The 13,968-nt window shown below is 57.7% G+C and carries 12 protein-coding genes; 9 read left to right on the top strand and 3 right to left on the bottom strand.

Annotated features, from left to right (window positions below):
* Positions 1-12 precede the first annotated feature (12 nt).
* Positions 13-930: a nucleoside hydrolase gene (locus LBW88_RS22335; RefSeq protein WP_224934290.1), complete on the top strand. Its 918-nt coding sequence runs from the start codon at positions 13-15 to the stop codon at positions 928-930.
* Between the two features lie 400 nt (positions 931-1,330).
* On the opposite strand, the gene LBW88_RS22330 is transcribed toward LBW88_RS22335, so the two are convergent.
* Complete coding sequence (locus LBW88_RS22330) at positions 1,331-2,359, bottom strand: zinc-binding alcohol dehydrogenase family protein (protein ID WP_224934289.1); 1,029 nt, start codon at positions 2,357-2,359, stop codon at positions 1,331-1,333.
* Between the two features lie 135 nt (positions 2,360-2,494).
* On the opposite strand from LBW88_RS22330, the gene LBW88_RS22325 reads away from it, so the two are divergent.
* Together LBW88_RS22325 and LBW88_RS22320 are read left to right on the top strand one after the other, a co-directional pair.
* Complete coding sequence (locus LBW88_RS22325) at positions 2,495-3,397, top strand: GntR family transcriptional regulator (RefSeq protein ID WP_224934288.1); 903 nt, start codon at positions 2,495-2,497, stop codon at positions 3,395-3,397.
* 172 nt (positions 3,398-3,569) lie between these two features.
* A complete protein-coding gene (locus tag LBW88_RS22320) occupies positions 3,570-4,922 on the top strand; it encodes an MFS transporter (RefSeq protein WP_224934287.1) in 1,353 nt (450 codons plus the stop codon).
* Between the two features lie 110 nt (positions 4,923-5,032).
* On the opposite strand, the gene LBW88_RS22315 is transcribed toward LBW88_RS22320, so the two are convergent.
* Together LBW88_RS22315 and LBW88_RS22310 are read right to left on the bottom strand one after the other, a co-directional pair.
* Positions 5,033-5,947, bottom strand: a complete 915-nt coding sequence (locus LBW88_RS22315; RefSeq protein WP_224934286.1) for a LysR family transcriptional regulator — start codon at positions 5,945-5,947, stop codon at positions 5,033-5,035.
* A 2-nt stretch (positions 5,948-5,949) separates the two neighbouring features.
* Positions 5,950-6,999 (bottom strand): dipeptidase, encoded by a 1,050-nt coding sequence (locus tag LBW88_RS22310; RefSeq protein WP_224934285.1) that lies wholly within the window; start codon positions 6,997-6,999, stop codon positions 5,950-5,952.
* Between the two features lie 199 nt (positions 7,000-7,198).
* On the opposite strand from LBW88_RS22310, the gene LBW88_RS22305 reads away from it, so the two are divergent.
* The 6 genes from LBW88_RS22305 (at position 7,199) to LBW88_RS22280 (ending at position 13,863) form a co-directional block, all read left to right on the top strand.
* Positions 7,199-8,794, top strand: coding sequence for an ABC transporter substrate-binding protein (locus tag LBW88_RS22305; protein ID WP_224934284.1), 1,596 nt, complete (start codon positions 7,199-7,201; stop codon positions 8,792-8,794).
* On the top strand, positions 8,794-9,804 hold the full coding sequence (locus LBW88_RS22300; protein WP_224934283.1) for an ABC transporter permease: 1,011 nt from the start codon (positions 8,794-8,796) through the stop codon (positions 9,802-9,804). The genes LBW88_RS22305 and LBW88_RS22300 overlap by 1 nt, the downstream gene beginning before the upstream one ends.
* Complete coding sequence (locus LBW88_RS22295) at positions 9,801-10,700, top strand: ABC transporter permease (protein ID WP_224934282.1); 900 nt, start codon at positions 9,801-9,803, stop codon at positions 10,698-10,700. Before LBW88_RS22300 ends, LBW88_RS22295 begins: the two co-directional genes overlap by 4 nt.
* The gene (locus LBW88_RS22290; RefSeq protein WP_100701922.1) at positions 10,701-11,528 is read left to right on the top strand and encodes an ABC transporter ATP-binding protein; all 828 of its coding nucleotides are present in this window, start codon (positions 10,701-10,703) and stop codon (positions 11,526-11,528) included.
* 86 nt (positions 11,529-11,614) lie between these two features.
* Positions 11,615-12,355, top strand: coding sequence for an ABC transporter ATP-binding protein (locus LBW88_RS22285; protein WP_224934281.1), 741 nt, complete (start codon positions 11,615-11,617; stop codon positions 12,353-12,355).
* Positions 12,352-13,863, top strand: coding sequence for a serine hydrolase domain-containing protein (locus LBW88_RS22280; RefSeq protein ID WP_224934280.1), 1,512 nt, complete (start codon positions 12,352-12,354; stop codon positions 13,861-13,863). The genes LBW88_RS22285 and LBW88_RS22280 overlap by 4 nt, the downstream gene beginning before the upstream one ends.
* Positions 13,864-13,968: the final 105 nt, after the last annotated feature.

The raw sequence follows: 13,968 nt of genomic DNA, 5'->3' as shown, positions 1-13,968 counted from the left end.
TTGGAGATCCCGATGCGTACCCTGATTTTTGATACTGATATTGGCGTAGATGATGCTTTTGCGCTGGCGTATGCGGCGCGAACGCAGCGGTTGCTGGGGATTACCACGGTGTTTGGCAATGTGGCGGTCGGGCAGGCGGTGAAAAACGCCCGGCTGTTCTGCGAGAAGATGGGGATTGAGGCACAGGTGTATCGCGGCTGCTCGCGGCCGCTGGCATTAGCCCCTTCTGCGCCCGCCACGCTGCACGGCCTGGATGGATTGGGTGATGCGTTCGAGAACTCACACAGTGAAGCAGCCCCCAGCGCGGTGCAGTTCATTATTGATAGCGTGCGCGCGCAACCGCATGCCATCACCATCGTGGCGATTGGGCCGCTGACCAATATCGCCAGCGCCATCAATCAGGCACCGGATATTATTTCGCTGGTGAAAGAGCTGGTGATCATGGGTGGCGCATTTGGCACCGACGGCCATTCCGGCAACGTCTCGCCGTTTGCCGAATTCAATATCTGGAAGGATCCGCATGCTGCCGATCAGGTGCTGGCCTCGGCGCTGCCGGTTGTCGTATTGCCGCTGGATGTCACGCATAAAGTGCTGATAACGGGCGATGAAGTGCGGCAGTTAAATCAGCCGGTATTGAGCGCGATATGCCGTCCGTATCTGGCGTACAGTCTGCAAAAAGAAGGGTTTGATGGTATGGCGCTGCACGACACGTTGACGCTCTCCTGGCTGGCGTTACCACAGGCGTTTGAAGTCATCGAAGCGTCAGTGCGCGTGATAACGGAAGGCATCAGCCGTGGTCAAACAGTACGACGTCTCAGCGCCCTCGCCTCACGTGAAGATCCGTTCGCCGGATTGCGCCCACAGCGTTTGTGCCTCGGCGTGGATGCCGAAGCGGTGCGGGAACACTTTTTTGCCGCATTGCAGGCATGAGATGGGTGGTCGCTATCAATGGCGTAATGCTTGCCAGTTAAGCGCCGGGTGATCACGCAGTCTGTTAAAAGGACACTATGGTTGAGGCCAGAGCGCGCCTCTTCCCCTGAACAGCCCCAGCACGCTCTTCAGCTTCAGTGCGTGCTGTCAAAAACGGCACGATGGTTGAGGCCAGAGCGCCTCTGCTGCTGCAAGGGCTATCCGCAGCGCTGAGGCTTTTACGTTGGGCCAGGAGCCTGGCGCATGGATGCGCAAGGCAGTTCGGGTTGGCCAGGACGGGCTTACCCGAACGGTCCGTAGGCACGACGTGGAAGCCGAGGGCACCGCGTCAGCGGCGCGAGGACGGCCCGGCAGCAGCAGAGGTGCTCAGGCCCGCATTCGCGCAGAGTGAGCGCACCGACTACCTCGAAAAATGAATCACACCTTTGATCAGCTCACGATTATTAATCACTTCAGGCTCAAAGGTCTCCGCTAAAGTAGAAAAGTCATAATGCCGATTGAGCATAATGTCGGCACGAAGCTGACCCGAAGCCATCAGTTCGCCCACTTTCGCGAAATCTTCGTGCGTGGCATTGCGGCTGCCCATCAAGGTGGTTTCGCGTTTGTGGAACTCGATATCCGGGATCACTAAATCCCCCTTGTGCAGGCCGACAAACACGATGGTGCCACCATGACGAATCAGCTTCACCGCACCGTTCATCGCAGCCGGGCTGCCGGTGGCATCAATCACCTTCGCGGCCAGACGCCCGCCAAATTCAGCACGCAGTGAGGCTTCGAAATCCTCGGCCAGCGGGTTGATGGTCGCGAGCCCGAGCTTTTCGGCGACATGCGCGCGTCGCGGTTCGCTGGTATCGGCTACCACCACCTGCGCACCCGCTGCCGCCGCAATCGCGGCTACGCCTAATCCAATCGGTCCGGCGCCGACCACCAGAACCTGCTCATCCGCCGCCACCGCCGCACGTCTTACCGCATGTGCACTGATAGCAAAAGGCTCGATCAGCGCCGCCGCTTCTGGTGCCACATCATCCACCGCCAGCAGGTTGCTTGCGGGCACGCTGAGAAACTCGCAGAAACCGCCGTCCTGGTGTACACCAATCACCGAGATATTCTCGCAGCAGTTGGTTTTACCGCTCAGGCAAGCGTCGCACTGCTGACAAGCCACATAGGGAATCAGCGCCACACGCTGGCCCACTTTAAAATCCGTGACCCGGTTGCCCAATTCCACCACTTCACCGCACAGCTCATGGCCCAGTACCCGTGGATAGCTAAAGAACGGTTGATTGCCCGCCCATGCATGGATATCAGTGCCGCAAATCCCGGCGGCAATCGGTTTAATCAGAACCTCCTGGGCGGCCGGGGTCGGTTTCTCACGCTGCTGCCACACCATATTGCGCGGCTCGGCAACCACCAGGGTTTTCATTGTTGTCATGGGCTTCTCCTGTGCTGATGTCGCAGTTTTGGCGAAAATCAGCCACCCGCGTCGTTTGCACATTCCGAACTGTGAGGCAGCGCCCTTTTTTTGGGCTTTGTGTGGTTTTTAATAAATAAAAAACCGGAGAACCGCATGAGCCGAAGCCTGAATTTACGCCAGAACGTGATCAATCAAATGCTGGAAGGCATCGCCAAACGCCACATCCGTTCTCCGCTGCCACCGCAAGCCGCGCTGGCTGAGATGTTCAATATCAGCCGCACCACTGTGCGCCATACCCTGCAGCATCTGCATGAGCGCGGCGTACTGGATAAAGTTGAAGAAACCTACGTCATCGTGCGCGATCCCAGTGAAGAAGACGGTTTCAGTGCTTTAACACCGCCGATCGATCAGCAAGCGCGTCTGTTTGAACAGGCGTTTTTTAATCTGATAAACCAGCGTCAGCTGATGCCCGGCGACAGCTTTAGTGAGTTGCAGTTGGCACAGCAGGTCAAGGCCAGCCCGGTAGTGGTGCGTGAGTTTCTGCTGCGGTTTATGCGGTATGACCTGCTGGAACCGGTGAAGCGGGGTCACTGGCGCATGAAAAAGTTTGATCAACCCTACGCCGAAAACCTGTTCGAACTGCGCGAAATGCTGGAAACACATGCACTTACTCGCTTTCTGAATCTGCCTTCCCAGGATGAACGCTGGATACAGGCGCGTGACCTGCTGGATCGCCACCGTTCCATGCGTGACACCATTGCCAGCAACTATCGCCACTTTGCCGCGTTGGATAAAGAGATGCACACGCTGATTCTGTCGGCGGCGAACAACCCGTTTTTCAATCAGTCACTGGAAATCATCTCCGTGATTTTTCATTCGCATTATCAATGGGATGAAACGGACTTAAAGCAGCGCAATATCGTGGCGCTGGAGGAGCATATGGCCATTCTCACCGCGCTGATCAGCCGACGGGATGTTGAAGCCCTGTGCGCCTTGCATAACCATCTCGGAACAGCCAAATCATCGATGATCCGTTGTATTCGTCAGTACAATTAAAAACCGATTAAAAACCACAATTCTTAAGCGCCCGCACGAATCTGAAACATCCTCGCAACATCGCGACCGGTTTACTTCTAGTCTCCAAAGCAATCTGTTGTGGCAGCACCGTTTCGCTGCCGCAGGACCCCAACCCTCGATAACGATAAGACCCCATACCTGGGAGGTTGCAATGGAAAATACATCTGCACGTGGCCGTGACGCCGCGCCAACATCCGCAGTAGACGGGCAAGACTTTGTCCCGGCACGCGGCGACGTGGTGCGCTCACCGCGCATTAAAAAGATTCAGGTTACTGCCATGTTGCTGCTGCTGTTTGCGGCCATTATCAACTATCTCGACCGTAGCTCGCTATCGGTGGCCAATATGACCATTCGCGGTGAGCTGGGCTTATCGGCCACGGAGATCGGCGTGCTGCTGTCGGCATTTTCGCTGGCCTACGGTTTAGCACAATTGCCTTGTGGTGCGCTGCTGGATCGCAAAGGGCCACGCATCATGCTGGCGCTCGGCATGTTTGTCTGGTCACTGTTCCAGGCCGCTGCCGGTCTGGTGCATAACTTCACGCAGTTTGTGCTGGTGCGTATCGGACTCGGTATCGGTGAAGCACCGATGAACCCGTGCGGCGTTAAAGTGATCAACGACTGGTTCAACATCAAAGATCGCGGTATGCCGATGGGGATGTTTAATGCCGCGTCGATGATTGGGCTGTCGATTGCGCCACCGATTCTGGCGGCGATGATGTTGGTGATGGGCTGGCGTGGCATGTTCGTCACCATCGGCGTGCTGGGCATGTTCCTCGCCATTGGCTGGTATCTGATGTACCGCAACCGCGACAACAGCAAACTGAGCGGCGAAGAGATTCACTACCTGCAGGCGGGCAGCGTGGCATCACGCAAAGAGCCGCTGAGCTTTGCCGAGTGGCGCGGTCTGTTCAAGCAGCGCACCATGTGGGGCATGATGATTGGCTTCAGCGGCATCAACTACACCGCGTGGCTCTATATCGCGTGGCTGCCAGGCTATCTGCAATCGACCTACCATCTGGATCTGAAAAGCACCGGTTTGCTGGCGGCGATTCCGTTCCTGTTTGGTGCGGCGGGCATGCTGCTGAACGGCTACGTGGTGGATGCGCTAGTGCGTCGCGGAATGGATGCGGTGAAAGTGCGTAAAGTATCGATTGTCAGCGGCATGCTGCTGTCTGCGGCCTTCACCACCCTGGTCACGCGTGCCACAGACACCACCAGCGCAGTGACGCTGATTGGCATGGCGCTGTTCTGTATCCACTTTGCCGGCACATCCTGCTGGGGTCTGATTCACGCCAACGTGACGGCACGCATGACAGCATCGGTGGGCAGTATCCAGAACTTCGCCAGCTTTGTGTTTGCTTCGTTCGCGCCGGTGATCACCGGTTGGGTGCTGGATACCACTAAATCATTCAGCCTCGCGCTGATGATCTGTGCAGGCGTTACTGTGGTGGGTGCGCTGGCGTATTTGCTGCTGGTGCGTAAACCGATTACGGATGGGGTGTAATTCCAGGTGCGCATTAATGCGCACCCTACGCAGGTACAATGTGGTTTCGTAGGGTCGGCATTGATGAACTGCACCCTGCACTGGTTCAATGGGGTTCGTAGGGTCGGCATTTATGCCGACCGGGTAAAAAACCGCGTTTCACACTGCCGCGCGATCTCCCACAGCTTATTGCGAATCACCTGTTTTAACTGCAAGGTGGATTGCGATTGTGGCTGGTCGCGGCGGCTGATCAGCATCACTTCAAACGGCAGCGGTTGTGCCACTGGCAGCAGTTTTAACTGATCGGCATACCGGCAAGCAGTAAACAGATCCACCACCCCCACGCCGCCGCCCGCCAGCACCATATCGGCAATCACAGAATAGGTTTTGATCGACAGCGACACCGCTGGATCCAACCCTTTATCCCGCAATGCGCGATGCAAGACGCGCCCGAGCGGGTCCTGATTCTGCATCATCAACAGATTATTGGCGCACAGCCACTCCAGCGTGGCGGGTTCGTTATGAGTGTGATGCTGAGGCAGTAATGCCACCATCGACGATTGAAATAGCGGCTCGGCCAGCAGATCGGCATCCACCTGCTGACCAAACACCAGCGCGAAATCGAGCTGGTTATCCATGATCATCTGGCACAGCGTGCTGAAGTGCTCGGTGACCAACTCCACGCTCACCGATGCCGCTTGTTGCCGCCACTGCACCAGTGCGGGCGCTAACACCATCTGACCAAATGCATGGGCTGCCCCAACGCGCACCGTTTGCCCTTCACCGCGTCGAAGCTGCTCGGTGAGCTGGGTTATAGTCTGCAAACGCTGATAGAGATCTTCCACTTCCGGCAGCAAACGTCGTCCTTCGGCCGTGACCACCATGCCCTGTGCACGTCGCTCAAACAGGGCAAAACCCAGCTGCTGCTCGGCGTGCGTCAATACACGGCTGACATTCGGCTGCGACACATTGAGCAATCGCGCCGCCGCACTGATGCTGCCGGTCTGCACAATCGCCTGAAAAACTTCAATGTGTCGCAATCGCATCGTTACTCGCCCCAGGTCGCTTCAAGCACGCGCAGCCAGTTGCCGTGGCAAATTTTTTCCAGCAGCTCGCGCGAATAGCCGCGTGCCGCCAGCGCGTTGACCACCAGCGGGAAACCGGCCACATCTTTCATATCGCCCGGCATGGTGGCGCCATCCAGATCCGAGCCAAAGCCGACGCCATCTTCACCGACTTTTTCCAGCAGGTATTCCACATGCTGCACGATGGCATCCACGGTGGTCGGCGCATGACGATCGCCATCTTCACGCAGGAACGGCACGGCGAAGTTCACGCCGACAAAGCCGTGGGTTTCTTTAATGGCCGCCAGCTGGCGATCGGTAAGGTTGCGCGACTGCGCACTGATGACATGGGCATTGGAGTGGCTGGCCACCAGCGGCGCATCGCTGATCTCTGCGGTATGCCAGAAGCCCTTCTCATCCATGTGCGACAGGTCAACCATGATGCGGCGTTGATTACAGTCGCGCACCAGTTGCTTGCCCGCCGCCGTTAAGCCGTTGCCGACATCCGGCGATGACGGATACAGGAACGGTACGCCCTCACCAAACTGATTCGGGCGACTCCACAGTGGCCCCAATGTCCGCAGGCCACTGGCATACAGGATATCCAGCAATTCACCATGGGTATCCAGCGCTTCGGCCCCTTCCACGTGCATCACCACCGCCAGCACGCCCTTTGCCATGCAGTCACGAATATCGCGCACGCTGCGGCAAATTTTCACTTGTCCCTCAGAGGTCTGCTCAATCCGCAACAGCAGCGCCAGCATCGAAAAAGTGGCATCACGCGCAGCGCCAATAATTTCCTGAGGAAAATTTGCGAGGTCTGGCGCACTTCTTGCAATCAGAGGGTGAGACGGCACCCAGGTGGCAAATATCCCACCTACCATATTTCCCTGACGGATACGCGGAAGATCCATCTGACCGCGTCCAGTGCCTTGCAGAAAAGCCTGCACCGCGTTGGGTTGATGGTGCTGCCAGAGTTTATTGAGCACATCGTTGTGACCGTCAAAGACCGGAATATTGAAGATGTCAGACATGTTGTATCGATTCCATGTTCGGGAGAAAGCGCAAGCGCTGCCTGCTGGCGGAGCAAATTGCACCAAAAAGAGGCAAGACTTCACGCATGAAACAAATGACTTAATCCCATTATTAATCCTCTCGCACAGCGGGAAAGTCAAGACAAAAAACAGCAAAATAAATAATTTTAATTATAATAATCAATAACTTGGAGTTGTCATGGTAACCAGAAGACGTTTTCTCGCAGGATGCGCCGCCGCCCCTGCTTTTTCTTATCTGAGTCTCAATACCGCCTTCGCTGATACGCCACCGAGTATGTTTGTGATGGCGATGCAGCTGGACAACATCACCAGCCTCGATCCCCATGAAAGCTTTGAAGCCACCGGCGGCCAGATCTGCGGCAACATGTACCAGAAGCTGGTGATGCCCGATCCACAACATGCCGAGAAAATCGTCGGTCAGCTGGCAACAAGCTGGGATGTGAGCAGCGATAACAGCACCTACACCTTCCATCTCGATCCGGCGGCAAAATTCGCCGACGGCACACCGCTCACCGCGGAAGATGTCGCCTACTCAATTGAGCGCATCGTTAAACTGGATAAAAGCCCGGCGTTTATCATCAACCAGTTTGGCTTTACCAAAGACAATGTCGCCCAACTGGTGACCGCGAAAGATGCGCATACCGTGGAGATGAAACTGGGCGCGCCAGCAGCCGAAACCTTCCTGCTGTATTGCCTATCCGCTACCGTCGGCAGCATCGTGTCGAAGAAAGCCTGTGAAGCCAATCAGCAGAACAACGATTTCGGCAATGCGTGGCTGAAGCAGCACAGCGCCGGTTCAGGAGCCTTCACCCTGCGCACCTGGAAGGCCAGTGAAACGGTGATCCTGGAACTGAGCCCGCTGTATGCCGATAAGAGCAAGATTAAGCGCGTGATCCTGAAGCACATCACCGACCCGGCCGCTCAGGCGCTGATGGTGAAGAAAGGCGATGTGGATGCGGCCTACGATCTCACTACCGAGCAGCTGTTACAGGTGAAGAACGACAGCAACGTGTCGCTGGTGAATCAGTCGCTGTCAGCCATCATGCTGATGTCCTGCAACACCAATAATGAGTACCTGAAAAAGCCGCAGGTATGGCAAGCCCTTAAGTGGGCGCTGGATTACGACAGCATCCAGAAAAATATCCTGTCGATGAGCTTTATTACGCATCAAAGCTTCCTGCCAAGCGGCTTCCCGGCAGCGCTGGATGACACGCCATTCCACAAAGATGTGGCGAAAGCCAAGTCACTGCTGGCGGAAGCGGGTTATCCCGATGGATTTGAAATCACCCTCGACCACTACTCGATGCAGCCGTATCCCGATATCGCTCAGGCGATCCAGACTCAGCTGGGCGCCATTGGCATCAAGGTGTCGCTGATCGCGGCCGAAAACCGCCAGGTGTTGACCAAAATGCGTGCGCGTCAGCATCAGCTGGCCCTGACCGTGTGGGGCGCGGACTATTTCGATCCGAACTCCAACACCGAAGCCTTCTGTGTGAATACCGACAACAGCGAAAATGCCCGCAGCCGCACACTGGCCTGGCGCTGCAGCTGGTCAGATGAAGAGTTCAACAAGCTGACCGAGCAGGCGCTGCACGAGCCGGATCCGGCGAAGCGTATTGCGCTCTATCAGCAGATTCAGCAGCTGGGCCGCGAGAAGAGTCCGTTCATCTACATGATGCAGAAAACTAAGAATGTCGCCTGCGGTAAAAACATCGCGGATGTGCACATGACGGTACTGGAGCAGTGGCCATACGATCAGGTGAAAAAAGCCTGATGCCTTTACTGAAGAAAATCGTCAGCACCCTGGGAAGCCTGGTGCTGACGCTGTTTGGTCTGTCTGTACTGACCTTTTTTATTGGTCGAGTGATGCCCACCGATCCGGTGCTGGCGGCGGTGGGCGATAACGCACCGCAGTCCGTGGTGGATCGCGTGCGTATCGAAATGGGGCTGGATCAGCCCCTCTACATCCAGTTCGGCCACTATCTCAATCAACTATTGCACGGCGATCTCGGTAAATCGATTCTCACCTCGAATCCGGTAACCACCGATATTGCCCGCTTCTTCCCGGCCACCATGGAGTTGGCGACCGCGGCGATTATTATCGCGGCGCTGGTCGGCATTCCTTTGGGCGTCTGGGCCGCAGTGCGCCAAAATTCCTGGGTCGATCAGACGATTCGCGTGGTGTGTCTGGCGGGACATTCATTGCCGGTGTTTGTGCTGGCGCTGCTGAGCCTGCTGGTGTTCTACGCAGTACTGGGGATTGCTCCCGGCCCAGGGCGTCAAGACATCATCTGGCAGGATATGGTGCCGCAGGTCACCGGCTTTCTCACCATCGACTCATTGCTCGCTGGAGAAACGGATGCCTTCTGGGATGCGCTGGCACACATGGCGCAGCCGGTACTGATCCTCGCCTACTTCAGCATGGCCTACATCACGCGTATGACGCGCACCTTTATGCTCAATGCCTTGAGCGGCGAGTTCGTGATCACCGCGCGTGCGAAAGGGTTGTCATCGCGCCGGGTCATCTGGCGGCATGCCTTTCCGACCGTGGCGGTGCAGCTGGTGACGGTGCTGGCACTGACCTATGCCGGATTGCTGGAGGGCGCGGTCGTGACCGAAAACGTCTTCTCCTGGCCTGGCCTCGGGCAGTATCTCACCACCTCGCTGATGAACGCCGACATGAACCCGGTGGTCGGTGCCACGCTGCTGGTCGGCACCCTGTATGTGCTGCTCAATCTGCTGGCTGACCTTCTTTATCGACTTTGGGACCCACGCGTAAAATGATCTTCTTCTCTCGTGACTGGCTGCTCGACGATACGCCAGCTAATCGCCGTCAGGCGGTGTGGGGCCGACGCTATCGTTTGTGGCTGAGCCTGCGCAGCAACCCGCTGGCGATGGCAGGATTGGCGGTCATCGCCGTCATGCTGTTGTTGGCGCTGTTTGCCCCGTGGCTGACGCCGTTTGACCCTGGCACACAGCATCTGGAAAACCGTCTGGCGCTGCCTTCTGTCGCACACTGGCTCGGCACCGATGAACTCGGCCGCGATGTCTGGACGCGCATAATTTATGGCGGGCGAACCACGCTCGGCATGGTGATCGCCGTGGTGCTGCTCACCGCCCCGCTCGGTCTGCTGATTGGCTGTATCGCGGGCTACGCGGGTGGGATTGTGGATAAGACGCTGATGCGTATTACCGACATCTTTCTCGCTTTTCCGCGTTTGATTCTGGCGCTGGCATTCGTTGCCGCACTTAAACCCGGTGTGGAGAGCGCTATTCTGGCGATTGCCTTAACCGCCTGGCCGCCGTATGCGCGTCTGGCACGTGCCGAAACCATGCAGTTCCGCCACAGCGATTTTATCGCCGCCAGCCGACTCACCGGCGCATCGCCGTTACGTATTATCCTGCGCCACATCATGCCACTGTGCGTACCGAGCCTGATTGTGCGCGTCACGCTGGATATGAGCTCCATCATTATCACCGCCGCCAGCCTCGGTTTCCTCGGCATGGGCGCACAACCGCCATCACCCGAATGGGGCACCATGATTGCCACCGCGCGCCGTTTCCTGTTCAGCGAATGGTGGGTGCCGCTGATGCCGTGTATCGCCATCTTCCTGACCTCATTGGCGTTTAACTTTCTCGGCGACGGTCTGCGCGACGTGCTGGATCCTAAGGAGCGCTAAATGCTGGTGGAAATCGAAAACCTGCGCATTGCTTTTCGCAGTCGCACGGAAACCTTTGAAGCCGTTCGCGGCGTGAGTTTCAGCGTTGGCCGCGAGAAGTTTGCCATTGTTGGCGAGAGCGGATCGGGTAAGTCGCTGACCGCACGCTGTTTGATGCAATTACTGCCGGGCAATGCCGAAGTGACTGCCGACGTATTGCGTTTTGACGGTATCGATCTGCGCGGTGCCAGCGAAAAAGTGCTGCGTAAAATCCGCGGTAAACGCGTCGGATTTATCCTGCAGGACCCGAAATATTCACTCAATCCGGTGATGACCATTGGCCAGCAGATTGCGGAAGCCTGGCGCGAGCACAAAGGTGGCAGCTGGAAAGCCGCGATGCTGGCGGCCATTGATCTGCTGGAGCAGGTGAAAATTCGTGATGCCGCCGCGGTGGCGAAACGCTATCCGCATGAAGTTTCCGGCGGGATGGGCCAGCGCGTGATGATTGCCATGATGCTGGCGCCGGATCCGGAACTGCTGATCGCCGATGAGCCCACCAGCGCGCTGGATGCCACGGTGCAGGCGGAGATCCTCAAGCTGATTGACGATCTGGTTTCCGCGCGCGGCATGGGGTTGATCCTGATCAGTCACGATCTGCCGCTGGTCTCGCACTTTTGCGATCGCGTGGCGGTGATGTACGCCGGGCGCATCGTTGAGCTGCTGGACGCCGGGCAGTTGCAGCAGGCACAGCATCCGTATACGCGCGGACTGCTGGCCTGTTTGCCATCGTTAAAACATCCACGCGAACGTTTACCGGTACTCCAGCGCGATGCCGCGTGGCGGGAATAGCGCAATGCCCATCTACGCGGTTGTCCAACTCTACGCCCGCAGGATGCGCACCGTTCAACGAACGCAAAGAATTTACAGGCAGCTTCATGATTGAAATCGATAAACTGCGCATCGCCTTTGGTGCGCATCAGGTTGTGAAAGACGTTAGCTTTGCCGTGGCCAACGGTGAAAGCTTTGGCATGGTCGGCGAAAGTGGCTCAGGCAAATCCACCATTCTGCGCGCCCTCGCCGGGCTCAATGCCGACTGGCAAGGCAGCATGAAATTTGGCGGTATGGAACTGAGTGCCAAGCGCAGCCGCGCTTTCTATCGCCAGGTGCAGATGGTGTTTCAGGACCCGTTTGGTTCGCTGCATCCCCGTCAGACCATCGACCGCATCCTGCATGAGCCACTGCTGGTGCATCAGCTGGATCGGGCCGAACAGCGCATCAGCCAGGCGCTGAGCGAAGTCGGCTTAACGGCCGCCGTGCGTTTCCGTTATCCGCATCAGCTTTCTGGCGGTCAGCGTCAGCGCGTAGCGATTGCCCGTGCCTTGATCGCCGAGCCAGAAGTGCTGCTGTTGGATGAACCCACCTCAGCGCTGGATGTCTCGGTGCAGGCAGAAATCCTGAATTTACTCAGCGATCTACGCACTGAACGCAAACTCACCTACATTATGGTGACGCATAACCTCGCGGTGGTGACGCATCTGTGCCAGCGCATCGGGGTGATGCAGCACGGTGAGATGGTGGAGCAGTTGAGCGCGGAGGATTTACGTGCGCGGCGCATCCAGCATCCGCATACCGCTCAACTGTTTGATCTCAGCATGACGCTGGAGGAACCGGCATGACCGCGAACTGGCAACAGGCCGCCGAGGTGGCACAGCAGATTACCCAGGGCTGGCAGCAGCCTGGCGCGCCGGGTGGTGCGATAGTCCTGTTTGATGCCCATCAGATTCACTCGACACACTGCGCCGGATTGGCCGACTTGGCGCAACAGACGCCGTTCAGCGCCGACAGCGTGGTGCGTTTTGCCTCGATTACCAAGCATCTGTTTGCCGCACTGGTCACCGGACCGGGGCGCCGTTACCTGCAACTGGACGATAAGCTGGTGCAGCATCTGCCGCAGCTTACAGGCGCCAACGGCCAGATCACCGTCGGTCAGGCGCTGGATATGAGCAGCGGCTTGCCCGACGTGCGTGAAACCCTTTCGCTGCTGGGCTTGTCAGTGTACAACGCCACCCGCGCCGCCGACCTGCTGGATTTTGTCGCACAGGAAGGCGACCTCAGCTATCCGCCGGGCAGCGAGATCTCTTACACCAACACCGGTTACCGCCTGGTGGAAGAGGCGCTGAAAGCCAAAGGCGTGCTGTTCAACGATCTGTTGCAGCAATATGTCTGCGAACCGCTGGATATCAATTTGATCGCGCCGGAAACCTGGTTCGATATCGTGCCGGGACTGGTGCCGGGTTACTGGCAAAACGGTGAACAGTGGCAGCTCTCCAGCGCCGGTTTACACCTTTCCGCTTCGGGCAGCGTCACCGGCAGCATCAATCATCTGACGCGCTGGCTGCAAAGCCTGCTGGCGGACAACGGCCCTGGCGCGGGCGTACTGCAACGCCTGAGCGCCCCGCGCAATCTCAATGACGGTCGCACCAGCGGCTACGGGCTGGGCATTACCAGTTCCACGCTGGGCAGCCAGACGCTGTTTGGTCACGGCGGTTCGCACGCGGGCTATAAAAGCTATTTCCTGCTGCATCCGGAGCTGGAGCTGGGCGTGGCGATTGTTGCCAACCGCGAAGATGTGGCGACCTCAGAAAGTGCACTGCGGGTAATGGCGGCGCTGCTGAATCGCACGCTGCCGGAAAAAGGGCATGATCTGACGCCAGGCTTATACGTGGCGGAAAACGCCGCCGACTGGCTGGAGATTCAGGGTGTGACCGCCACCTGGTTGGGGGCCGGTGAAACGCTGTGGCGCGCCGATCCTCACGGTGATGCGGTATCGCTCTCCAGCACTTTCCCGATCAAACTGCGTCATGAAGGTGCAGCGATTGTCGGTGAGATTGGCCATGCGCCGCGCCGTTTTGTGCCGGTTCAGGCGGACAGCGCCAGCCTTGAGCATCTGCAAGGCCGCTGGTTTGCGCAGCCGTGGCGCAGCGAAATGGTGATTGAGGGCGACCGCCTGGTGATGGGCATCGGTCCGGCGGCGATTCATGCCAGTTTGCAATCGCTGGGTGGGGATCGCGTGCTCGCCACCGCACAGGATGGGCCTTGGGAAAAGCGTTTTGTGATGGCGCGGGATGGTGACAAGGTGCGGCTGCTGCTGAATCGCAGCCGCGTGGTGACCTTTACGCGATAAGCGGCCGCCATAACACGTTAGACGGTCGCCATAAATGGCGACCCTACAGGTGATCTACACATTTGATGTAGGGTGCGCACCGAGTTAAAACCCGCATTGTCTCCA

The sequence above is a fragment of the Pantoea sp. alder81 genome, assembly GCF_020179835.1.
Lineage (GTDB): Bacteria > Pseudomonadota > Gammaproteobacteria > Enterobacterales > Enterobacteriaceae > Pantoea.
Note: the sequence above shows the minus strand (reverse complement) of the source record. Positions and strands in the feature narration are given on the sequence as shown.